26 protein-coding genes and 1 tRNA gene are annotated in these 24,612 nt (G+C 38.4%); 7 read left to right on the top strand and 20 right to left on the bottom strand.

What is annotated here, in order from left to right:
* Positions 1–37: 37 nt before the first annotated feature.
* From KH286_RS08330 to KH286_RS08380, 11 genes are all read right to left on the bottom strand, one after another.
* Entirely contained in the window at positions 38–382 is a 345-nt protein-coding gene (locus KH286_RS08330) for a YkvA family protein (RefSeq protein ID WP_012863982.1), read from the bottom strand.
* Between the two features lie 22 nt (positions 383–404).
* Entirely contained in the window at positions 405–1,256 is an 852-nt protein-coding gene (locus tag KH286_RS08335) for a hypothetical protein (RefSeq protein ID WP_021147818.1), read from the bottom strand.
* 126 nt (positions 1,257–1,382) lie between these two features.
* A complete protein-coding gene (locus KH286_RS08340) occupies positions 1,383–2,150 on the bottom strand; it encodes an SDR family NAD(P)-dependent oxidoreductase (protein ID WP_021147817.1) in 768 nt (255 codons plus the stop codon).
* Positions 2,151–2,161: 11 nt separating this feature from the next.
* Positions 2,162–2,956 carry a TSUP family transporter gene (locus KH286_RS08345; protein WP_021147816.1) on the bottom strand — a complete coding sequence of 265 codons (795 nt, stop codon included), beginning with the start codon at positions 2,954–2,956 and terminating at the stop codon, positions 2,162–2,164.
* A gap of 65 nt (positions 2,957–3,021) precedes the next feature.
* Positions 3,022–3,318 (bottom strand): YerC/YecD family TrpR-related protein, encoded by a 297-nt coding sequence (locus KH286_RS08350; protein WP_004693609.1) that lies wholly within the window; start codon positions 3,316–3,318, stop codon positions 3,022–3,024.
* A gap of 9 nt (positions 3,319–3,327) precedes the next feature.
* Positions 3,328–3,981, bottom strand: a complete 654-nt coding sequence (locus KH286_RS08355; protein WP_008715638.1) for a methionine ABC transporter permease — start codon at positions 3,979–3,981, stop codon at positions 3,328–3,330.
* Complete coding sequence (locus KH286_RS08360; protein ID WP_021147815.1) at positions 3,962–5,008, bottom strand: methionine ABC transporter ATP-binding protein; 1,047 nt, start codon at positions 5,006–5,008, stop codon at positions 3,962–3,964. The genes KH286_RS08355 and KH286_RS08360 overlap by 20 nt, the downstream gene beginning before the upstream one ends.
* A gap of 55 nt (positions 5,009–5,063) precedes the next feature.
* Complete coding sequence (locus tag KH286_RS08365) at positions 5,064–5,921, bottom strand: aminotransferase class IV (protein WP_021147814.1); 858 nt, start codon at positions 5,919–5,921, stop codon at positions 5,064–5,066.
* A 282-nt stretch (positions 5,922–6,203) separates the two neighbouring features.
* Positions 6,204–7,325, bottom strand: coding sequence for an acyltransferase (locus tag KH286_RS08370; RefSeq protein ID WP_021147813.1), 1,122 nt, complete (start codon positions 7,323–7,325; stop codon positions 6,204–6,206).
* Between the two features lie 10 nt (positions 7,326–7,335).
* The gene (locus KH286_RS08375; protein WP_021147812.1) at positions 7,336–9,150 is read right to left on the bottom strand and encodes a DUF4127 family protein; all 1,815 of its coding nucleotides are present in this window, start codon (positions 9,148–9,150) and stop codon (positions 7,336–7,338) included.
* A 148-nt stretch (positions 9,151–9,298) separates the two neighbouring features.
* Entirely contained in the window at positions 9,299–9,925 is a 627-nt protein-coding gene (locus tag KH286_RS08380) for a trimeric intracellular cation channel family protein (RefSeq protein WP_004693621.1), read from the bottom strand.
* Between the two features lie 83 nt (positions 9,926–10,008).
* On the opposite strand from KH286_RS08380, the gene tadA reads away from it, so the two are divergent.
* The 3 genes from tadA (at position 10,009) to KH286_RS08395 (ending at position 11,844) form a co-directional block, all read left to right on the top strand.
* On the top strand, positions 10,009–10,554 hold the full coding sequence (tadA, locus tag KH286_RS08385) for a tRNA adenosine(34) deaminase TadA (protein ID WP_024061301.1): 546 nt from the start codon (positions 10,009–10,011) through the stop codon (positions 10,552–10,554).
* Positions 10,508–10,598 (top strand) — tRNA-Ser (locus KH286_RS08390). The genes tadA and KH286_RS08390 overlap by 47 nt, the downstream gene beginning before the upstream one ends.
* Positions 10,599–10,656: 58 nt before the next feature.
* Positions 10,657–11,844, top strand: a complete 1,188-nt coding sequence (locus KH286_RS08395; protein ID WP_101928969.1) for an MFS transporter — start codon at positions 10,657–10,659, stop codon at positions 11,842–11,844.
* Positions 11,845–11,920: 76 nt separating this feature from the next.
* Here KH286_RS08395 and KH286_RS08400 read toward each other — a convergent pair whose 3' ends face one another.
* The 5 genes from KH286_RS08400 to KH286_RS08420 all read right to left on the bottom strand — a co-directional run bounded on the left by KH286_RS08400 (position 11,921) and on the right by KH286_RS08420 (position 16,188).
* Positions 11,921–12,553: a hypothetical protein gene (locus KH286_RS08400; protein ID WP_004698339.1), complete on the bottom strand. Its 633-nt coding sequence runs from the start codon at positions 12,551–12,553 to the stop codon at positions 11,921–11,923.
* A 156-nt stretch (positions 12,554–12,709) separates the two neighbouring features.
* Positions 12,710–13,957 (bottom strand): serine dehydratase subunit alpha family protein, encoded by a 1,248-nt coding sequence (locus tag KH286_RS08405; RefSeq protein WP_021147809.1) that lies wholly within the window; start codon positions 13,955–13,957, stop codon positions 12,710–12,712.
* Between the two features lies 1 nt (position 13,958).
* Positions 13,959–14,330, bottom strand: coding sequence for a RidA family protein (locus KH286_RS08410; protein WP_021147808.1), 372 nt, complete (start codon positions 14,328–14,330; stop codon positions 13,959–13,961).
* A 132-nt stretch (positions 14,331–14,462) separates the two neighbouring features.
* The gene (locus KH286_RS08415; protein ID WP_021147807.1) at positions 14,463–15,242 is read right to left on the bottom strand and encodes a hypothetical protein; all 780 of its coding nucleotides are present in this window, start codon (positions 15,240–15,242) and stop codon (positions 14,463–14,465) included.
* A 1-nt stretch (position 15,243) separates the two neighbouring features.
* Positions 15,244–16,188, bottom strand: a complete 945-nt coding sequence (locus tag KH286_RS08420) for a hypothetical protein (protein WP_021147806.1) — start codon at positions 16,186–16,188, stop codon at positions 15,244–15,246.
* Positions 16,189–16,430: 242 nt separating this feature from the next.
* Between KH286_RS08420 and menA the strand changes: the two genes are divergently transcribed.
* The gene (gene menA, locus KH286_RS08425) at positions 16,431–17,333 is read left to right on the top strand and encodes a 1,4-dihydroxy-2-naphthoate octaprenyltransferase (RefSeq protein ID WP_021147805.1); all 903 of its coding nucleotides are present in this window, start codon (positions 16,431–16,433) and stop codon (positions 17,331–17,333) included.
* A gap of 143 nt (positions 17,334–17,476) precedes the next feature.
* Positions 17,477–18,295, top strand: a complete 819-nt coding sequence (locus KH286_RS08430; RefSeq protein ID WP_004698373.1) for a MetQ/NlpA family ABC transporter substrate-binding protein — start codon at positions 17,477–17,479, stop codon at positions 18,293–18,295.
* 103 nt (positions 18,296–18,398) lie between these two features.
* On the opposite strand, the gene KH286_RS08435 is transcribed toward KH286_RS08430, so the two are convergent.
* Both KH286_RS08435 and KH286_RS08440 read right to left on the bottom strand, forming a co-directional pair.
* Entirely contained in the window at positions 18,399–19,118 is a 720-nt protein-coding gene (locus KH286_RS08435) for a response regulator transcription factor (RefSeq protein ID WP_021147804.1), read from the bottom strand.
* Between the two features lie 4 nt (positions 19,119–19,122).
* A complete protein-coding gene (locus tag KH286_RS08440; RefSeq protein ID WP_021147803.1) occupies positions 19,123–20,607 on the bottom strand; it encodes a HAMP domain-containing sensor histidine kinase in 1,485 nt (494 codons plus the stop codon).
* 159 nt (positions 20,608–20,766) lie between these two features.
* On the opposite strand from KH286_RS08440, the gene KH286_RS08445 reads away from it, so the two are divergent.
* Positions 20,767–21,402: a phosphatase PAP2 family protein gene (locus KH286_RS08445; RefSeq protein WP_021147802.1), complete on the top strand. Its 636-nt coding sequence runs from the start codon at positions 20,767–20,769 to the stop codon at positions 21,400–21,402.
* 4 nt (positions 21,403–21,406) lie between these two features.
* Entirely contained in the window at positions 21,407–22,864 is a 1,458-nt protein-coding gene (locus KH286_RS08450; RefSeq protein WP_021147801.1) for an ArnT family glycosyltransferase, read from the top strand.
* On the opposite strand, the gene KH286_RS08455 is transcribed toward KH286_RS08450, so the two are convergent.
* A complete protein-coding gene (locus KH286_RS08455; protein WP_174892240.1) occupies positions 22,842–23,267 on the bottom strand; it encodes a cytidine deaminase in 426 nt (141 codons plus the stop codon). The two genes, KH286_RS08450 and KH286_RS08455, sit on opposite strands and share 23 nt — an antisense overlap.
* 10 nt (positions 23,268–23,277) lie before the next feature.
* The gene (locus KH286_RS08460; protein ID WP_021147799.1) at positions 23,278–24,579 is read right to left on the bottom strand and encodes a pyrimidine-nucleoside phosphorylase; all 1,302 of its coding nucleotides are present in this window, start codon (positions 24,577–24,579) and stop codon (positions 23,278–23,280) included.
* Positions 24,580–24,612 lie beyond the last annotated feature (33 nt).

Genomic DNA, 24,612 nt, shown 5'->3' on the forward strand with positions numbered 1-24,612 from the left:
CAATCACTGTGGATCAAACTGCCTAAAATGGTAAAAGTTAGCGACTGCTACCAAATGGAAAGAATTTTTTTGCCTCTTCTTGATGACTCGTTTTGATATAACGATTCGCAATCTTAAAGGCTAATCCGAGTACTGCCACATCATCTACCCAACCTAATACAGCAATCGTATCCGGTACAATATCAATAGGTAATACCAAATATCCTAAGGCACCTGCAATGACCGCTTTTACATATTTGGGAGTATCCTTGTCGCGAAAACAAAGGAACAAGGTTACTGCTTGTTGTACAAAGGCAAGTTTCTTACCATATCGACCAAGAAACCCTAAAAATCTTGATTCGCTAAAATACTTACCATATTTAATAATCTTAAATGGATTCATAGTAATAATAATCCTTCAGCGTTTATTTACGCAAACCGCCAATTTTATCTTTCGCTGTGTTAACAGTGTTTGTAGCAACATCTTTTGCTGTCTCTACAGCATCAGAAGCTTTAATTTTTGCAGTTTCTACTGCTACCTGTGCAGAAGCTTTTGCCACTTCTACACCACCTTTTGCGAATTCTTTAGCTACTTCAATACCTTCTTTAGCAGAATCAAGTTTTTCTTTCGCTGCATCAGAAACCTTTGCTACAACTTCTGCTGCGTTATCATGAATTTGGTATTTTGTTTCATTATTCCATTTATTGATGGCAGGTGTTACTTTTTCTTCGTAAACTTGCTTTAAAGATTCTTTAGCAAGACCTGTTTCATTAGCAATCCCAGCCCATACATCACGTTGACCTTGAGTGAAAGGAATACTAGCACTTGCATCACGAACGATTTCAGAAGCAATAGCTTTACCATTTTCAAGGAATTCAGCAACCATCGGTTTGTAACGTTCGATATCAGAAGGCATACCATCTTGAATCCAAATATTTGCAATTTTACCTATAGCATAAGTTAAACCGATAGCTACAGGAACGCGAACAGCTTTAATTGGAATTAGAAGGGATACTGCAGCTGTACCTACAGCTGTGCTAAGACCACCTACTAAACCAACTACAGCACCAGCTTGCAATTCTACGTCATAAAGATGAGCAATACGAGTTACCATGTACGTAGCATTGGCGCACAAAGCGACACTGCTGAATTTAGAGGATAATGCCAATGCTGCCGCACGACCTGCCCCCCAGAAAATAAATTGTTCAACTTGATAGTCACGATCTTGAGATCCATCCATAAGTGGCTCAAGTGTTACGCCATTATATTCTGCCATAAGTATTCTCCTTTGTTGTGAACCAACTATAGGTCTTATTATTAGTATTATTATACCATTCTATTGATAGAAGTGAAATGAATTTTTCTAATTATCCATATATAACAGCTTCTAATATTTTCTATATTACCAACTTGTGAGTCCACCATCGATTGTCCATGCTGCACCTGTCACAAAAGAAGCCTTATTACTCAACAAAAATACAATTACTTCGCCAATTTCATGGGGCTTAGCAATGCGACCTAATGGGTAATGTTGGCCCATTTCAGCCTTTGCAGCTGCCGCATCTTGATTGGCATTAGCAATCTGTTTGTCCACTAATGATGTATCTACATCACCAGGACACACACAGTTTACACGAACGCTGTGAGGTGCCATTTCAAGGGATAGAGATTTTGTAAAGCTCACTACAGCCCCCTTTGATGCACCATATACAGAACACGCTACATTACCTTGTAAACCTGCATCACTAGCGATTGTTACAATACTGCCCTTTGATGATCGTAAATAGGGAAGCGCCGCTTGACATAAGAATACAGTACCTTTTACATTAGTCCCAAACATTTCATCAAAAGCTGCCTCTGTAACATCAGCTAGCAACTCTTCTTCATAATAGCCTGCAGCTGTTACAAGAGCAGACACCCCACCAAATAAATCTACTGTTTCTTTTACAATTCGCTGACAGTCCTCAATTTTAGATACATCACCTTGAATATATTGTACCTTAGAGGAATAACGACGTAGCTTAGTTTTAGCCTTTTGACCAACTTTTTCATTTCGACCATTGATGACTACACACCAACCTTCTTTGAGTAAAAGCTTTGCCGTAGCAAATCCAATACCCGATGTACCACCACTAATCAAGGCCACTTGAACATCACTTTTATGAGGCATACCTTGCCCTCCTATAATGTTGAAATATAGTCATAGACTAATTTCAACAACATAACTGTCGTTACCGACAAGAATACAACTCGCACCAAAGATGAGCCCTTCGCAATTGCCAAATGCGAGCCTAAATAAGCACCTATAATTTGACCTGCCCCGGTGGCAAGACCATACTTAACATTGACGTGTCCTAAATATAAAAACACCAATAGAGACGCCAAATTACTAGTAAAATTCAATATCTTTGCGTTAGCAGACGCATGCAAGAAATCAAAACCTGTAAAGATAAAGCCCATAATCAAAAATGTACCTGTACCAGGGCCTATAAAGCCATCATATACACCGATGCCAAGAGCAAAAGTCATACAAATATATAGCGCTTTTCCTGCTACCTGAGATGTACGATTGATTTCACCCCAGTCTTTTTTGAACACCACAAAGAGTGTTACGCAAACAAGTAATATGATGATAATAGGCTTTACATATAGCGGTGGTAAAGAAACAACCGCCAATGTACCAAGCATAGAACCCACAAAGGTAAAAGGCAATAATTTGCGAACTAGGGAAAAATCAACCATGTGATTTCTCAAAAATGTAATCGATGCACTGCCAGCACCAAAAATACTGGATAATTTATTGCTGCCCAGAGCCATACTAGGTGGAAGATTTGTTAATAACATGGCAGGTACAGAAATGAGGCCTCCGCCGCCCACAATGGAGTCTACAAAGCCAGCAAACGCACCAGCTACGGCGAGTAAAACGAGTATAAGGATATCAAATGGTAAACCTGTTACCGCAATGAGCCACTCCATAATAAACCTCCTACAGATAGCACATCAACGGTCGCCAAAGGCCACCGTTGTCATGCTAATTTATTTTATTTTGCACCTAGACGATCGAGGGCCAATGTATAACCATCCGCACCATATACTAAACAGCGCTTTACACGACTAATCGTAGCAGTACTCGCACCCGTTTCTTCTACGATTTTCTCATAGCTATCCCCTGCGCGAAGCATTTTTGCTACTTGTAAGCGTTGAGATAATGCTTTTAATTCGTTAATCGTACAGATATCTTCAAAAAATGCATAGCATTCCTCTGTATTTTCAAGCGTTAAAATGGCGGTGAACAATTCGTCATTTTGTTGACTTCTCAATTTTTCATTGATACTCATAGGATCCTCCTACTTCTTATTCATCGCTTTAGACCAAGCATCACCAATCATTTGTACAACTTGTACCAATACAATCAAGATGATGATTGTAGCGATCATAATATCGGCTTGGAAACGTTGGTAACCATATCGGATAGCAATATCCCCAAGACCACCACCACCAATAGCACCAGCCATCGCAGAGTAACCGATGAGGTTAACGATAAGCACCGTTACATTGTCAATAATTGTTGGCAATGCTTCTGGTAATAATACTTTCCAAATGATTTGTAATGGGCTTGCCCCCATGGATTGAGCCGCCTCGATAACGCCAAAATTGATGTCCTTAATAGACGTTTCTACTAGGCGTGCCAAAAATGGAATGGCCGCAATGGTCAACGGCACACATGCTGCAGTTGTACCAATGGAGGTACCTACCACCATACGAGTAAACGGAATGATGGCAACCATCAAGATGATGAAAGGTACAGAACGCGTGGCATTGACAATGGCACCCAATACTTTATTGAGTGTTACATTCTCCAAGATATGACCTTTAGAAGTAACGACCAGAACAACACCAAGAGGAATACCTAATAACATTGCCATTACGGTAGAAATTATCGTCATTTGCAATGTATCAAGGGTACCAGTTATGAGTAGATTAATGATTTGCTCTGACATAACCGATCACCTCGCTTTCAATTGGTAACGTTTTGATGTAGTCCAAACCTTCTTGCGCATTTTCTGGGTCACCATTCAAAATAACGATGAGACGACCAACGCTCGTATTTTGGATGTAATCAATGCCCCCAAAAAGGATGCTTACATCTAAATTAAAGCGTCTTACAAGGCCTGCTACTACAGGCTCATCTGTTGCTTGTCCTGTAAATTTGAGGCGTACTAATGGTGCGGTCCCTGCAATCCATTGATCATGCAACTCTAGATGTTCCAATGCTTCTGGAGGTAAGTTATCACTCACTACAGAGCTAATAAACTCTTTTGTCGTATTTTCGCGAGGATGTGTGAATACTTCAATAGTACTACCTTCTTCGAGGATGACACCGCCTTCAATAACCGCCACGCGATCACAGATTTCACGGATAACGTGCATCTCATGTGTAATGAGTACAATAGTGAGCCCCATCTTCTCATTAATATTTTTCAACAATTTCAAAATAGAATCTGTTGTTTGAGGATCAAGGGCAGATGTAGCTTCGTCACAAAGGAGAACCTTTGGATTAGAGGCCAATGCACGAGCAATACCAACACGTTGTTTTTGACCACCAGACAATTGAGATGGATAGTTGTTCATCCGGTCTGTAAGGCCTACAATATCAAGAATTGGCGTAATGCGTTCCTTGATTTCAGATTTGCTCATTCCTTGTAATTCCAACGGAAATGCCACATTGTCATATACGGTACGAGAGGACAAGAGATTAAAATGTTGGAAAATCATGCCAATATCTTTGCGCGCTTTACGCAAATCAGATTTGCTAAGTGTTGTTAAATCTGTACCATTTACGATAACAGAGCCAGATGTAGGTGCTTCGAGCATATTGATGCAACGAATCAAGGTGGATTTACCGGCACCGGATTGGCCGATAATGCCAAAGATTTCGCCTTCTTTCACATTTAGGCTAATATCTTTCAACGCTTCCACACGAGTAGCACCTTCATAGACTTTACTAATGTGTTCTAATTGTATCAAAATAATTTCCTTTCTTAAGGTAAATGTGTATCATTTGATGAAAGCAACTTATCTATCAAGGTAGCCCTTCTTCCATCAATTTTTCTAGTGCTTCGCGTAGACGAAGTGTAATGGCACCTGGTTTACCACCAGATACTAAATTTCTGTCTAGCTTAGTAATTGGGATGACACCACCAATTGTATCGGTAAAGAATAATTCATCCGCATCATCTACAAAATTACGATTGAATTCTTTCTCAATAATGGTAATACCTAAAGATGGTGCTACACGCGTTAAGATCATTTGGCGCGTAATACCTTTTAAGATATGATTATCCGCTGGATGCGTGTACAAGATACCATCTTTAACAGCAAACACATTAGATGTTGCACCTTCTGTGCAAATACCATCGCGAAATAGCATTGCTGTATAGGCAAATTTCTTTTCTGCTTTTGTTTGTGCCAAGATATTCGGGATCAAGTTTGTAGTCTTAATATCTACATGCTCCCAACGTTCATCAGGTAAAGCTATCGCTTTTACACCTTCACCCAATTTATTAACTTCATCTAAATCCAAGGTACGGATAAACATAAGCATTTGTGGTTCTAATTTGGAGCGATCATAAGCATGGTGACGTGATGCTACACCACGAGAGATTTGTAAATAAATATAGCCCTCTTTGATTTCACTTTGCTCGATCAAAATTTCGTGCAATTCTGTCAAATCATCAGGGGTCATTTTTACAGGGATATCCATTTCACGCATAGAGCGATACAAACGATCTTGGTGGTAAGACAAAGCGAAGCAACGGCCTTTTACGACGCGAACAACTTCATATACAGAGTCACCAAACAAATAGCCACGGTCATCAATACTGATAACTTTGGCACCTGATTCGACGAATTCACCGTTAAAATATGTTAATTCTTGCATAGGAGCACCTCTTTTTCTATTTCGTTACTCTATCAAGTGGTAATCATCATGGACTTATTATAACACAATTACTTTTAAATTTTCACACTTTACTTTGTGAAAGATATTAATTCGATATACAAAAATCCGCTAGGATACCATAGTTAAAAACTATATCCTAGCGGATGTATAACAAATATTATTTTTATACTAAATCAGCACTACAAAACTAACTAAAACTACGTACACCATTAACGTACTAGCACCAATTAGGGCTCTCTATAAAATAGTTCTCATACTAAACTAATGCCCCAGTATAAATTTACGGATAGATTTAGGCACATAATTAAGAGCCACCGTAGACAAATAGGATAATCCCAACGCCATAACATACATAATTAGCACGTTGGTCACCGTATACAAGAGATTATATTTAGCCATCACACCAGAAATGATTAACAACCAAAATGGATGCGCTAAATAAATACCATACGATTTATCGCCTATCTCAGACCAAATGGACTCCATAGTCACATTCATAGGTAGCCTTTGGAATAGGAATAAACTAAACATCGTTCCCAATCCTGTATAAAGAACGCCCATAGGACTCATTTGATGTACCGTGTAAATTGCTTCTAACACAGTATAATGCCATACGTCCATGACATAGTAATAAGAGCCAAGCATCAATAATATAGAGCTTACCGCACTGACGCCTAAAAGGTAACGATAACGCCACATATATTCGCAGACGATTTCATATCGTTCAGCACATACGGCACCTAAAAGGAAAATCCACACATAATGAATAACCCAATAGTTGAGTCGCATATCAAAAAGATATTTAAGAACTGGCTGATTGCTTAGATTTTCTGTTACCCAACGGCCAAGCATGTAAGACGAAACATAATCGATACCAACTTGGATGACAAAAAGTAACACCAGCCAAAATACAGGCCGTTTTAAGATGACTTTCACCATGGCCCGCCATAATGGCATCATCACGTAGAACCATAGCAAAATAACCATAAAATATAGATGATACATAGAGGTACCAAAGAGTAGATTTATCGCCAACGGCCCTGGATGTAAATTGCCAAGGTTATGAGCTGTCATCCCTGTATATAGCAAGTAAAAGATGGACCACGTAATATATGGAAATAGCACCACCTGAATGCGGCGGTGCATAAATTCCTTATATGAGAATGGTCCCTCTACCGAGGTATGATAAAACAAGCCAAATGCAGAGAGGAAGAAAAACGCAGGCACTCCAAAGCGAGAGAGAATTTCTAACACGCTGATGAGTTCTAAATTTACAAAAGGATTTTGCAATGCGTAAGATCCTACATGAATGCCGATAACACCGAGCATACAGAGGCCTCGCATATAAGTAATTTCCGGTAAAAATGCTTTTTTCATAGCCATTGCCTATTCACTATTGACCAGGTGCCACTGCAGGTGTCGGTACCACACGTGGACCTTGAGACTCTGTAGCTGGTTGTTTAACTACAGGAGGGGTAGATGTAGGTGTTTGAGGCGTTGCAGCTTTTTCAGGTTGTGCGGCTTGTGCTGGTACAGCCTGACCATTTGCTTTAGCAGCCGCTTCTGCCTTAGCCTTAGCTTCTGCTTCAGCCTTAGCTTTTGCTTCAGCTTCTCGTTTCAAGCGTAATTCTTTTTCAAGTGGTACCACTGGTTTGTCATAAACAGTGATATCCGTTTCAAATAGACGTCCCCATGGGAATGTAGCTTTTACTGTACGAGGATTGATTTTAAGGTATTTTTCAGCGAAATCTTGAATGCGTTCACCTAAATAACTTTCAAGACGTTCATTTAATTCACCAGAGTAACGAACATTATCTGTTCTGATAGAATCTTGCATACGATAAATATCTTTACGAATATTTGCTTGATATGCCCAGTTATCCAAATATTGTTGCGTCAACATATCACGATGACCTTCTGGACTCATAGATTTAAGCAATAATCCTTGAGCAATAGCGTAACCTACTGTGTTACTTGCTGTATTCCAACCATTATACGCACCGATTTTGTACAACAAATCTCGTTTGTACATAGCGGATACCAATGTATTATCTGCACCATTATTGAAAGCAATATCTGCAACGCTTACGTTCACACCAGAGTCAACAGCTTGTTGAATGCGATCTACGAAAGCATTTGTAGAGTTGGAGATCATCGGGAAGTTTTCGAAGTTTTCAGACTCGCCTGTGCTCGTTGTAAGAGGTGTATTAACAGCCAATAATACAGTTGGTTTACCTTGTGTCACCATTGTGCCACCTACAGCCTCAACGTGTTGAGCAATTGTTTTATCAATCGTTTGATCTTCGTAACCTGGCAATGTTTTACCGCCACCACCGAGTGGATAAATTACGGAGAATGTAGGTTTTTCTGTGCTCACATCGGTACGGGAACGCGCCATCAACAAGAGACCAAGTTGGTCAGCACCAGGGAAGCTACCGTATTTTTCAACAGAAATATCCTTGGAATATTTGTTGAGGTAACGACCTTCTAGTGCGGATTGAGATAATTGAGATGTATCATCATGACCTAATGCAAAGTAGTCGAATACACCACTGCGAGTTTCATCAATCAACTCTTTGTTGATTTTCATATTTTTTTGACGGCGGTCAAACCAGTCTTGCAAGTATTCCACAGGAACAGAGGCTTGCAGACTCATCAATTTTTGAGTTTCTTCTTGCGTTAAGGAGCCAGAATCCAATTTATCTTGTAATGCAGCAATTTGGAAGATTGTTGGGCCATATTCCGCATAGTAGGCCGGTTCAGTACCACCACCGCTCGCACGTGGAGAACGCATTACGGTGCCAAAGCCATAGATGCGTACATTTTTATTACGCGCTTTTAAACCTTCAATACGTTTCAAGCGATTTTGCAACGTACTAAGCGGAATATTATGTTTACGAGAATCTACAAGACCTCCATAAATAAGAGTATCTGTACTTAATACCATAACATCAGCACGACCTGCATTTTGCTCTACCCAAGCCATAATTTGATCAGCTTGACCTTGGTACGTCTTACCAGAAATCAAGTGTTGAGGTGGTGTCAACACAGTCATACCCGCCTCACGAGCTGTATCGACTGTATATTGCAAACTTACAGGACGATCATCTTGAGGTACATATAATACGGTTTCTGCATCAATATTGATGGATGTACCTGTAGCAATGGCTGTAACCATTAATGCTACTTTCAACCATTTATTTGTCATAAAGCAAATCTCCTTCTGTGTACACGAGTACTCTCGACTCGAAAATTAACTCTTATATAATACTCTTTTTTTCTGACACTTTTATGAAATACTTAATAGTATAATTATATCATTTACCTGTTATTTCTCAAATGCAGTGCCTTTAGCTTTAGCGCACTTTGGGTAAGCTCCAATTATATTTAATAGCTAGTAAACGGATAACTAGTACAACGGTAAAAGCACCATATACAGCCTCTCCAACCCAGTTAGAAATAACCATTAAGTAATAAACGATGCCCCCAATAACACTAGGTAGAGCATACACATCTTCTTTTAAAACAGAGGGAATCCGTTGAGCCAGCATATCTCGGATAATACCACCTCCAACGGCAGTAATAGTTCCTAATAAAACAATGAAAATTGGCAGCTCAGGATATAGTTTAAACCCTGCAGATGCTCCAGTTACTGTAAACGATGCTAGCCCCACAGCGTCGGCTAATAAATAGCTTGCTCGGCTACGAGGGCCCATAGCATGCTTGCGATAACGGCTGTTATAGATAATAAATACGATAATTGTTACGGAAATAACCACAGTTACATATACAATATTGCGTAACGAATTCGGCGGAAAATACCCCAAGAGAACATCCCGTACAATTCCACCACCGATTGCCGTGGCCAGTGCCAATACAGCCATACCAAATATATCCATTCTCCGCGCCACCCCAACAAGTGCTCCAGAGATAGCAAAGGCAATAGTGCCAATCATATCAAATATATACCAAATAATATCCATAATACCCTCACACAATCTATTCGCATAACTGCGCACACTATGATAGACTTTATGTAAGATATTATACATTAAGAGGTATGAGAATGACAAAGAACATTACACCTATAGAGATTAAAAATATGGATGAGCGTAGCCGTGATGAATATTTTATGGGTTTTGCCCTAGAGGAGGCCCACAAAGCTTATGCTCTAGGAGAAATTCCTATCGGCGCCATTTTAGTTCAAAACAATACAATCATTTCACGCCACCATAATCGCCGCGAATTAGATAACGATGCAACGGCTCATGCAGAGGTGCTCGTCATCCGCGAAGCATGCGATGTACTCAAGCGTTGGCGGTTGACTGGTTGTACCCTGTATGTTACGATAGAGCCGTGTCCGATGTGCGCTGGAGCCATCATCAACAGTCGTATTGACCGTGTTGTATATGGTGCAAGTGATTACAAAGGAGGCGCTGTAGAGTCTCTTTTCAATGTACTCTCTCACCCTGGTTTAAATCATGAACCCGAATTAGCATCGGGGATCCTTGGTGATGAATGTAGTCAAATCATGAAAGACTTTTTTAAAGAGCGCCGTAAAACACGGAGGAGTACCCAAGAGGCTGAAGGGTCCGCACTCGAAATGCGGTAGGTCGGGCAACCGGCGCGGGGGTTCAAATCCCTCCTCCTCTGCCATATAAAATATATAAAGCGCTAACCATGGTTAGCGCTTTTTTGCGAAGGGACCACTACTATGAAAAAATATTACCCTTATCTCATTACGGTGAGTCATATGATTAACGACTCCTGTCAAAGTGTATTACCTGCCCTCTTGCCATTATTTATCTACACTTATGGACTTAGTTTAGAGCAAGCAGGCTTTCTCATATTAGCCAATACAGCATTATCTTCATTGTTACAGCCATTATTAGGTTATGTCTCTGACAAGATCAATCAGCCACGGCTCATCGCCTTAGGTGTTCTGCTCTCAGCTTGTAGCACAGGTGCCATGGGTTTTGTAACCTCTTATGAAAGCTTGCTTGTTTGTGCTACCTTAGCTGGTGTAGGCTCCTCTATCTTCCACCCTGAAGGAGCGAAAATCATGAATCGCCTCGGAGGTGGTAAAAAAGGTAAAGCCATGGGGACCTTTGCCATCGGTGGTAGCTCTGGTTTTGCCATCGGTCCACTCTTTGCGGGCTCTATTGCCTATACAGTAGGACCTCATGGACTGGCAGCTTTCACCATAGTGGGTCTTATTATCTCAACAGTTTTATTCGTCCTCATGCCGCGCATAGTAACTCAAGCACGCACTATCGACCAAGCGGTAGCTATGGAAAACCCTACACTAGTGGCTAAGCCGCTAAAGAATTACTGGAAATACTTTGGTATCTTGTTTATTATCATCCTAAGCCAATCAGTAAACTTCCGCGTTATCAATGCATTTATTCCTATCTTCTGGACTCGTGAACTCGGCACTAGCCCAGAGCAAGGGAGCTTTGCATTAACCATATTCTTTAGTATCGGTATCTTCATGACATATATTGGCGGTCTATTAGGCGACAAATATGGTCCCATCAAAATCATTAGACTATCCCTATTGATTTGGTTGCCAGCTATGTTCCTATTAACAGAAGTGCCAACCTTCTCCCCTGTTATCATGATGCCTGTAGCCTATATGTTACTACTCATGATTGGCGCTGCTAAAGCTCTTAGCTACAGCCCCGTTATTGTACTAGGCCAAACCTACCTTGCTAAAAGCATCGGCTTTGCGTCCGGTATTACCCTCGGGGTGAGCCAAACTATCGGCGGTATCATCGCACCTGTAGTAGGTAACCTTGCGGATACCTATTCTTTACCTGCCGCTATGATGACACTCGTACCATTCCTAGTAGTGGGTCTTGGGGCTTCATTGATACTTAAAGATCCTAAAAAATTACAATAAAAAAGGCCGTTGTTTCTAAATTGGAAACAACGGTTTTTTAGTATCAAAATATTTGAATTTTTGCCAAATTATATATTTATACCTTATCTAGTTCTTTCAGTCTATCTTCCATAATAGATATTTTAATCAATGCCCTTTGCTTCTTTAAATCTGCTACAATTCCCAGTAGTATAGCTATGCAAAATGTATTTAACAACAAAAAAACAAAATCAATAATTATTGTATGCTTTAAATATCCTATTACGACAAGGAGAACACTAATCACAAAGAAAATTCCGTAAAACCACCAAGCACGCCCTCCTGGAAGCTCCATAAATAAAGCTACTAACCATCCAGCAAAAGAGACAACAAGAGTAAATAAAGAAATCATAGATAAAAAATCAAAATAAACAGTAGTAATCATAAACTCTTTAGTGGCTGGTCCTAATACAATTACTTGAGTAGCTAAATCTAATCCATAAGTGAAAATTCCCGCACTTATCACACCAAATACAACGGAACTCCATATAAAAGTAAACTTACTGTCTAATTCTGCTCGTCCTTTAATTATTTCCCAGCTCAAATCACGCACTGAAAGATTTTTTATCTCATCGCAAATTTTCAATTTGTATGTACGCCAATATCTTTTATCTGCACTCGGAAATACTTTATGATAAAAATAAACAAACTTTTGGGGAAAGCTAGCTTTTTTAGGTAATAACACACTCATATAAACACACCTCAAACTATCTAGATTATAATTAGAATATCTTATTCTAATATACCTTTATATATCACCAACTATACATCATATTCTTAGTAAGGCTAAGAAAACGACCCCCTTTGCAAAAATTTTTCTGCATCGGGGGTTAATTTATTTTAAAACTTAGTGTTTTAGCATTTCATTCAATATAACTACGTCCGTTTCTTTCATGCCTTGTGCCACAGCACCAATACTGCGGATAGTTTCATCAACGGAGTATGCTACAAGTCCATCGCCTTTTTGGTAGTTTTTGTTAAGGCGAGCTTGTTTATATCCCATAAAGGCGCCATCAAGGGAAATTGCAATTTTACCTGCACAGGATGGTTTCGCACCATCACATACGATACCAGATAAACTTGCAAGACCATTTACAAGAGTGTTCTCGATTATATCTTTACTATCACCCTTCAAGAAGGCAATACCTGCTACACTTACCACACCGGCAGATACAACGCCACAGTATGCAGACAATTTACCAATACCAGATTTAACGTAAAGCGTTAGCAAGTTAGCAAAGACGAGAGCGCGATACAATTCATCTTCACTTTTACCAAGTTCATCGGAAGTCGTAATGATTGGTACAGACACGGTTAAACCTTGATTACCAGAGCCAGAGCAGATAACGACAGGCAATGGGCAACCACTCATACGCGCATCAGAGCCAGCTGCGGCACGAGCCTTACATTTCGTTTCGAGAGATGGATTTTCTTCATCTAACAATAACAATTGTCCAATATTAGATCCATAATCATTGGACAGACCTTCCTTAGAAATTGCAGTATTATACTCAACTTGCTGTTTAATTTGAGGTAGGATACCAGAAATATCACCTGTTAAAGCAAATTCGTAAATGCTATCGAAGGTCATGGCATATTCTGTTTTAGCCGCTTTCTTAATTTCATTGACTGTTTCAGAGACAATCTCACCATCTACTGATACATAGGTTACATTCGTATGGTCATTTTCAATGCGAACAACCGCTGTATGTTCATCTGTTTCTGCAGTGATTTCTATATATAGATTATCTACGCCTTCAGCAAGTGAAACGGTACAGAAGTTAGCATCAAGCAATGTACCAAGCCATTTGCGATCTTCGTCTGTAGCAGATTCCAACACCTCTAGTTCACGCTCTGGATGACCTACAATAGCACCCAGTGTAGTGGCCGCCGTTAGTCCTTTTCGCCCCCCAGAATTTGGAATGACTACAGATTTTACATTTTTGATAATATTCGCGCTGCATCTTGCGTGAATATGGTTAGGAAACTCATCTAAAACAGAGACTGCCTTCGCAGCCGCATAAGCCAATGCAATTGGCTCAGTACAACCGAAGGCAGGACGCATCTCTGACTGTAACAAAGAAATATAATCCATCTTATACTTCCGCAATAATTTCCACTTCTACAATAACGCCTAATGGAAGGTCTTTTACTGCTACACATGAACGAGCTGGTTTAGAAGTGAAATATTTAGCATACACTTCATTAAATGCTTTGAAATCACCAATATCAGCTAAGAAGCAAGTTGTTTTAACAACCTTGGAAAAGTCTGTACCAGCTTCAGTCAATACGGCTTCAATATTTTTGCATACTTGTTCAGTTTGCTCTACAATGCCCCCTTCAACAACTGTACCAGTTGCAGGATTGAGTGGAATTTGACCAGAAGCAAATAATAAACCGCCAATAACTTTAGCTTGAGAGTAAGGGCCTACTGCTGCTGGTGCTTTGTCTGTAGAAATTGTTTTCATGATAAATCTCCTTTTATAAATAAATATAAATTAATATGACTATATTTAAGGTGCGAAACTCATGTTGATGCCTCGATATATATGACTTACCTCAATATATCACATATTACACAAAAGTACGTATATAACCAATTATTTAATTGATTTAAATGCATTATCAAATATTGGTTTGAAATAATCACGTTGTACATCAGTTGTTATACCTACATACAACACTGGTTTTCCTGGCTTCAACACAAATGCAGCATTTGCATAGAGTGGAGTTTGTACATTTCCATCTGCATATAACAAGCGAGAGCTTGCTGCATATGTTTGATATTTTGTACCAGCCACCGGATGTACTTGTTCTGCATTTTCTACGGTTAGAGTTTTAAGTGTTTTAGGCATAATCGTTGCTTTTTGGGAATCACGACTAGACACATTAATAGGTCCATTCAAAGGAACTACTGTTGTGCTAGTGGGAATCTGTTTATTTATTGTTCCTAATAGAAGTTGCTCTGTTACAGGATCAATTTGACCTTTATCAAGAGCGGCCATTGCCGCTATAAACATAGGGTCATTAGCCTTTTCTTTAGCCACTTGTTGCGCTATTTGTTTAACATCTACAGCCACTACGAATGCATCTTTTTGACCAGTTTTATCTGCCCCTTGCAATTGGTATATATCAAAATTAGTACCAAAGTTTTGGAAAAATTCCTTTGCCATCATATTCGCCATCGTAGATTTTGAGGGATTCTGTTGCATTTGTTTCTCTACAAAATCACGTGTATTTGTTTTAGACGCAGAAACAATATTTACATTATTAGGCACTACCATGGATCCTGCAATTGTTTGTACATCCTTAGCAAAACCTACGCCAGATACAGTACCCATTAGGCAAGCTGCACAAGCCAATACTTTCAAAGATTTCATATTATTTACCTCCCTTGAGAGATTGTGTTTGATACATATGATTCAACTCATTAGCCCAATAATCATAGCTAGAGTCATCAGACATTAAAATCTGTAAAGATACACCTTTATCTGTAGGAACAGCATAACCAATTAAGGAATAAGTATTTCTAAAGCCATCATATTTTAGACTACCGCGTAAATCGCCTGTCACAGCTGTACCATAGCGTGTTTGAACAGGTTTATAGGCCACATGCGTTGCATCTAGGCTTACTTGTTTTGCCATAAAGTCTACATAAGAACGGATCTCTTCTATACTTTTAGGAGATGATTTCTTATCTGTGGCAAGCATTTTATCAAAGACACCTATAATTTGAGAAGGTAACTTATCATTTATCGTTTTTAGATCTTTAGCTAATTTAGCACCTTCAATAGTATTGCTCTTCAGGCCTTGTAATTGTTGTTGGGCCGTCTCTTTAGAGTAAGATTCTACATATTTAGAGATAGAATGCTTTAATGCGGCTTTTTCCGCATCTGCCCCCTTCTCTAAAATAGTCTTATTCATACCTATAACTTGATCAATTGCATTTTTAGAATAGTTAATAACAATTAAACCACCTATATGATGTCCTTGTTTATCAGTACCTTGCAATTGATAGAAGGAGTAACCATCAAGAAAGTCCCCCTTCACTGGTTCAACAGCTACACCAGTCTGTGCTTTCACAACATTATTAATAGTATCAACAGCAGATTTATTTGCTACTTTAAGAAATTTATCTTGTTCTTGATTACGCAATCTTGTATCAGTAGAAATATGCATAACTTCTACAGCTTTCACAGTTGGGGAAGTTGTGCCGTACATACCATAACCTAAATCTACCGTATCAGCACATGCCACTGCCCCCATACCCACAGTTAAACAGGTGGCACAAGCCAATGTCATCAACTTTTTATTGAGAGTTCTCATAAGACACCTCACCTTTTTAACAATACACTATGTATAGATTGTTAGATAATCTGTGCAGTATATATTAAGAGTTTAAAGGAGAATCTATACTGCATATATTAATTATTATACTATATCGACATATATAACTGTATAGTATAATTTACAAGCTTACCTTTCTGCTATACAATACATAAATAGACATGTAAAGATGATATATGTATGAGAAATGGAAAGGAGTGCACACTCGGTGTGCTTTTAACATGATACAAGAATTAATTCCCCTCACTAGGCCTCGCACATTAGCTGCTACATTGGGGCCTACCATTTTAGGTGCCGCCTTTAGTTATTATGCATTTGGTGCTGCTCAGGGTACAGGTCTTGCCATTTTCCATACAATGCTCATATTTTTAGCTGTTGTAACAGCCCAAATTGTAGCTAATTTATGGAATGAATATAAAGACTTTAAATCTGGACTCGATGCTGGTCAAAAGGTAGGTAATGCTGGTTCTATCACACGTGGCGTTATAACACCAGAGCTCATTATAACGATGATTAAAGTACTCATGTTTGTACCCATTATTATTGGTCTTTATTTATCTGCTACTATAACTTGGTACTACATCCCGGTAGGCTTCTTATGTATTCTAATTAGTTTCCTTTACTCTGGCGGTCCAAAACCAATTTCTCGAACACCATTTGGGGAAATTTCCTCTGGTATCGCCATGGGTTTTGCTATCGTACTCATTACAGGCTATGCCTGGATACGAGAATTATCCTTAGCCCTGTTAATTCCTGCAATTCCATCTACATTGCTAGTTGGTTCCATCATGTTGACGAATAATATCCGAGATATTCGTAATGATGAAAGCCATGGACGTCACACGTTGCCAATCGTGCTTGGTCGTGAAAGAGCACTCAGCTTAATGAGTATCTCATATATTTTCAATTTTATTTGGATCATTGCTTGGATTATAGTAGGCCATATGACATGGTTCGCCTTATTAGCGTTCCTTGCAGCACCACTAGCTTTCAAAACAATTCATACATTATCTACCAATACAGATGAGTTCCAATTAGATAAGGCTATGGGTACTACCGCTGGAGCCGCTATGATTTATCAACTAATGTGGGCGATTGGACTTATCATGGGCAAATTAATTTAAAAAATGAACATACTTATATTATAGGTTCTCCATAGTTTTTAGTTATGGAGAACCTATAATAATTCCTTCTTGATAGATAGGAAATTATTTAGTACTATAGATTTAATATTTTATATGTAATTATTGTATAAGGAGTGTGTCTAATGAGAAAATTTTTAGCATTAGCAGCTACTGTCATCCTTGGCGGCGCTTTATTAATCGCAGGCTGTGGTAACGACAACAAACAAGCTGCTAGCGATGGCAAACAAGTATTAAAAATTGGGGCAACAGCAGTACCTCACGCAGAAATTTTGGAACAAGTTAAACCAATCTTAGCAAAAGATGGTATCGAATTAAAAATCACAGAATTTACTGATTACAACACACCTAACTTGGCTTTAGGGGACAAAGAGATTGATGCCAACTTCTTCCAACACGTACCTTACATGGAGGAATTCGCAAAAGCTCACAAACTTGACTTAGTATCTGCCGGTGGTGTTCATCTTGAGCCAATGGGTTTATACTCCCGTAAAATCAAAGATTTGAAAGATCTTCCAAAAGGCGCTAAAATCGCTATTCCTAATGACCCTACAAACGGTGGCCGTGCATTATTGTTATTACAAAAACAAGGTCTAATTACATTAAAAGACTCTACAAACATCTTATCTACAGTGCAAGATATTACTGCGAACCCTAACGAATATCAATTCGTAGAATTAGAAGCAGCACAAGTACCTCGTTCCCTTGACGATGTAGCCTTAGCCGCTATCAACACTAACTTTGCATTAAACGCAGGTCTTAACCCTGGCAAAGATGCATTGGCAATTGAAAATAACGATTCCCCTTACGTAAATATCGTAACTGTACTTAAAGGCAATGAAAATGACCCTCGCATCAAAAAATTGATGGCTGCACTTCATAGTCCTGAAATTATCAAATTCATCCAAGAAAAATACCAAGGTGCTATTGTTCCTGCATTCTAAGCATCAAAAAGCTAGCCTCAGCGGCTAGCTTTCTTCATATACTAGTCAAAATTATGTTTAAAGGTGTCTCCATTGAGACGCCTTTTTTATTTAATATTTTATACTATTGTTTTATATAATTATCCCATTTATGGAAACGATACCCTACACCCCAAACAGTATCAATATACTCTTCATTTTGGAATTGTTTATCAATTTTAGCTCTTAATCTATTTATATGAACCATAATTGTTGAAGTTTCTCCTAAAGAGTCTATCCCCCAGATACTTTCAAATACTTCTTCTTTTGTAAATACACGATTAGGGCTAGATGCAAGAAGAACTAAAATGTCATATTCACGTGGAGTCAAATTCACCTCAGTACCACCTAAAAAAACTTGATGAGAATCAAGCAATATCTCTAAGCTACCTGCAGTAATTTTTGCGTCCAACACAACTGTAGGGCTTAGACTATTACGGATGCGATTATAACGCTGAATGTGTGATTTAACACGTGCTACAAGCTCTGCCGGACTAAAAGGTTTAATCATATAATCATCAGCACCAAGTCCTAGCCCCCGAATTTTATCAATATCTTCACGTTTAGCACTGACCATAATAATAGGTATTTCTTTTTCCTTACGAATATCTCGACACACAGAGAATCCATCCTTTTTAGGAATCATAATGTCAAGAATAATTAAGTCATATTCATAATCAAGGGCTGCCTTTAACCCATCAACGCCATTAGTTTGAATGTCTACTTCATAGCCTTCGATTTCTAAATAATCTCGCTCTAACTCATAGATACCCATATCATCTTCAATAATTAAAACTTTTCCCATACTTTTACTCCTTATCCAAAGGAAACTCCATCACAATGGATAGTCCAGGTCCACTATCATTATGTTCAGCATGAATAGAACCATTCATATCTTCAACGATTTGTTTTACAATAGCCAGCCCAATGCCATTACCATTAGCTACCTCTGTACGTGCTTCATCAGTACGGAAAAAAATATCAAACAAACGATTTAACATTTCTGTAGGAACACCTTTCCCATCATCTGAAAAAGTCAGTTTACAGCCATTATCTATCTTAGCTGTAGATATATCAATAGATACAGATTCGCCACGTCTATACTTTATACTATTGGATACAAGATTATCCAAAACACGATAAAACTGTATCCGATCAATTACTATTAAACTATCTTCGGCACTATACGATTCATGTAAAACGATAAGTTCATGATTATTTAAATGTCGCTCTCTAATATACTCTCGAATTAAATCATCTAATGCATATGTATCTCGATTGTAGTGAATTTGTTTTAACTCTAGTTGCGAAAAGTCCGATAGCATATTAACTAAATGTTCAATACGCCCCGCCATATCATAAATCCGCTGCACATAGCGTGCTTGCTTCTCTTCTGTATTTGCAATACCTTCAATAATACCACTAGCATACCCCTTTACCGATGTAAGTGGTGTTGAAATATCATGACAAACCCCTGCTATCATTTCGCGCCTACGCTCTTCATAAAGGTCTTGCTCTTGACGGGCTTTAAGCAATGATTCCTGCATATTATTAAATGCCTCACAAGTAACCCCTAATTCATCGTGATTTCTTACAGCAATTCTTTTTGGCACTATCCCATTTTTGAGATCATCAGCAGCTTGCTTCAAATCTATGACAGGTCTCAAAATATACTCACCTAATCGATTGGATATATATAGGCCTATACCAATGATAATAGCTATTATCATTAAAATACCTATACCAAAAGCGCCTTCCACCATTTTCTTATCCGTTGATTCTGGCCCCATACTTTTAGTCATAAATGGGATTCTACCAGCACCATACACTGTAAGTCCCATATCATAGGAATTCACATAGGTAAATTGGTTGCCTTCCCAGTTCAAATAATGATTAGACTCTAAGCCATTTATCATATTTTTAACGTTCGATAACATTATATTAGGCTCTATATCTGGCGTAGCATAAACTATTTTATTATCTTTGAGAATGACTATATCTAAGCCTTGTGCTTCTAAAACAGCACTACTATCCAAAATATCACTTATTGATGTAGACTCTTTTGAAAGTTTCTTATTTATTTGTTCTAACCCCAATTGAAATACTTGAGACTGAATTGTACTAGGCGCTAGCATCATCCACTGACGATGATTTACAGGATTAGTATAACGAATAACCCCCCATACTATAGATAAGGCGGTAAGTAAAACAATAAAAGGTATGATAATAATTAATAAATTACTAATTATCATCTTTCGCCGTACGCCTAAGCTATTAAACCAGTTAAAAAGCATAGATACCTCCTTTTTAACTATTATACAAACCTATATCTTATCTGTCATGATATAGAAATCAATCTTTTAGAAGATGTAATTTCATCGTTATATTTTCGTAATATTTCTCCTTTATGATGTATTCATACAAGAAAGTCATCAAATAAAAAGGAGATATATATGAATTACGAAATCTTTCAACTTATCAACAGCCTAGCAGGTACATATACGTGGCTAGATACAAGTATGATATACATTGTAAAATACCTTTCAATAGTCTTTGCTTTATTACTGATACTCTTATCTGGATTAGGCCTCTATTTTAAAGATAAAAGACTTATAAAAACCTGCATACATACTATCGCATTTCTTGGTATTACCATGATAGCTCATAGTATCATTGGTTTCATAGTGCAAGAACCAAGACCATTCGTCACACACACAGTAAATCTACTTATTCCTCATGTAGCTGATTCTAGTTTTCCTAGCACCCATGCTATGGCAATGACTGCTATTTCATTACCAATTTTAGCAGTTTATAAGAGACTAGGTTCTATTCTACTAAGTGGAACCATTTTAACAGGTTTTGCGAAAGTCTTTGTTGGTCATCATTATCCTCTAGACGTTATCATGGGTATCCTCATCACATATTTGTTATTTAAAGTCTATCAAAACTATTTATCTTCTAAGATTGATACGCTATTAAATCACCCTAAATATAATATTTTCCGATTACTCATAAATACAAAACTAAGCCTATATCTTATAAAAAAAGCAAACCAACCATTGAGTAAACAATTTAGCATGAAAGGTTAAGGCTATGAAGTATGTCTTAAAAAATAAGAACTATCATATTTTGATAGTCCTTATCTTCTCTGCCATCATTTATTTTATTGGAAATGCATATCTTAGTATTACGGATCCTGTAGAGTCTAATTATGCGCTAACCGCAAAAGAAATGCTTCTAACCAAAAACTATTTATCTCCACAAATTTTTGGTCATTATTGGTATGATAAGCCTATATTTTATTATTGGGAACTCATTGTTGGTTTCAAACTATTTGGCATTACAAACTTTGGCGCTAGATTCTTTTCTAGCCTTTTAGCTCTCTGCAATATTTTTCTAATCTATCGCTTTGTAAAAGCACAAACAAACCACGTTATTGCTCTTGTGAGCGCCATTATCGTATCCGTGTCAGCAGAATATTGGATTATCGCAAAATCTCTTATAACAGATATGACCCTAGGACTATACTTTAATGCTACCTTAATGAGCTTTTACATAGGATACATACATCATAAAACAGGTCAACGAGGTTATAAACGTTACTATCTATTAGCCTATATAGCATCTGCTTTTGCCGTATTGACTAAAGGTCCAATTGGATTCCTATTGCCAGGTCTCATCATATTAGTTTACCTTGCAATCAGACGAGATATTCGAGAATTATTTAGTCTACAGATTATACCTGGACTGTTACTATTTCTAAGCCTCGGTGGTAGTTGGTATTATTATATGTATATCACCCATGGAAATGACTTTATCAATGTCTTTCTAGGTGTCCATAATTGGCTTCGTGCTACAGTGTCTGAGCATCCAAGATTCAATGTTTGGTACTATTACATTCCTATAACAATCATAGCATTATTACCTTGGTCCATTATATTACCGAAGTCAATTTATAGTAATCGCAAGAATTGGTTTACCAATATTCCATTCCATAGCTTTTTAGCTGTCTGGGCTGGTATAGTTATCCTATTTTTCACTTGTATGGCAACTAAGTACTCCACCTATAGTTTTCCTGCTTTAACACCGTTAACTATATTAATAGCTGTTATGTGCTACAAACGTATCAACTTAATTTATAAAACGGCATTCGTTATGGGTATTGCTTATATAGTGCTTACATTTGCAGTAGCAGTACCACAAATGAAGAAAGCCTCAACACCTAGTATTAGCCAATTTATTAGCCAGTCTATTAGTGATGACTCCATTCTTGTACAAGGTAGTGGTAGATATCGCGTTTCACCTACTTACTATAGCGGTCATGAAGTATATCAATTACTCGGCCCCAATGAAGTAGCCCCTGATCCAACTACTATTTCTTGGAACGCTAAAGATGTCATGCCGTTTATATCTATAAATGACTTACCAACAAATAAAAAAATATATCTACTCGTTTATGGTGACGATTATCTTCCAGATACAATAAATTCAGATAATTTGTCTTTGGAATATTCCAATGCTGAAGGTACTATCTATCAATTACATCGTTAGATGAAAAACTAAATGGTAATAACGCTTCAATAGATACTACTTTTATATTGCCCTTCATGTTTCTCATAATGATAATAGGAATGTTAAACTCTCCCATTACCTGACGACAAGCACCACATGGTGCACAAGGCCCTTCCGTATCAGCAACTACGGCAAGAGCCTTAAAATTTGTATGCCCTTCTGATACAGCTTTAAATATAGCGGTTCGTTCTGCACAGTTCGTTAAGCCATAAGAAGCATTTTCTATGTTACACCCTTCATAAATAGTCCCATCCTCACAGAGAATAGCTGCACCTACGCCAAAATGGGAATACGGACTATAAGTTTTCTCACGAGCAACGATGGCGCGATCTATAAGGTTTTGAATTTCCTGTTCTGTCATATGAGTTTCCTTTTCTATCATATGGATCTCCTCATTCCACTATATCAAGAATCGTATCCGCCATGATTGGTGCAGTTTCGCCAAAGGTAATCGCCTCTAAATATGTCTTTGCAGCATTAGAAAGCAAGCTCTCATCAGAAGCATACAAGGTAGCTATACATTCACCTACTGTAACTGAGTCGCCTGTTTTCTTGTGCATCAAGATGCCCGCACTATAATCGATAGGACCATCCTTAACAGTGCGACCGGCTCCAAGCATAACGGATGCAATCCCGCATTGTTCTGTATTCATATGGGTAATATAACCGTCTTGAGGCGCTGTAACATCATAGGTGAATTTGCCAATGGCTAATAGGCTTTCATCATCAATAACTCGGCTGTCGCCATCTTGAGCATCAATCATCATACGCAATCGTTCTAATGCGGCACCAGAGTCGAGTGCCTCTTGCACACGACTGAGAGCCGTTTCATAGTCGCATATATGACTCAATACGAGCATGTGGGCAGCCATGATAATACATTCATGCGTTAAATCTTCTGGACCATGACCTTTCAACGTATCAATAACCTCGCGAATCTCCAACGCATTTCCAATAGCATGGCCTAGCGGTCGATCCATATCCGTCAAAATAGCCTTAACTGAACGGCCATTTTCCTTTCCAATATCTACCATTGCTTTAGCCAATTCACGAGCATCCTCTATGTTTTTCATAAAGGCACCACTGCCAACCTTTACATCTAACAAAATTGCTTGAGCACCAGAAGCCAATTTTTTGCTCATAACAGAGGATGCAATAAGAGGGATACTATCAACAGTTCCCGTCACATCGCGCAAAGCATATAGCTTTTTATCAGCAGGTGCAAGCCCTTCCGACTGACCAATAACAGCAAGACCAATTTTATTAACTTGATTGATAAAAGCATCTTGCTCTAAAGATACCTTTAAATTTGGAATAGATTCCATCTTATCAATAGTGCCACCTGTATGACCAAGTCCACGTCCAGACATCTTAGCCACCTTGCCGCCAGAAGCGGCTACGAGAGGTGCAATAATAAGTGTTGTCTTATCTCCCACGCCGCCTGTACTATGTTTATCTACGGTAATCCCATCAATATTTGACAAGTCTACCATATTACCTGATTGAGCCATAGCCAAGGTCAAAGTTCCTAGTTCGCGAGCATTCATACCATTAAAAACTATGGTCATCAAGAGCGCACTCACTTGGTAATCAGGGATTTCCCCCTTTACATAACCATCTATGACAAAGCGGATTTCCTCATCTGTTAACGGCAAGTTCGCCCTTTTCTTCAGAATAATATCATACATACGCATAGTTACACCGCCATTCTAAGAAACCACCTAAGC

Origin of the sequence: Veillonella parvula, assembly GCF_018378075.1 — a bacterium.
GTDB classification, from domain to species: domain Bacteria; phylum Bacillota; class Negativicutes; order Veillonellales; family Veillonellaceae; genus Veillonella; species Veillonella parvula_K.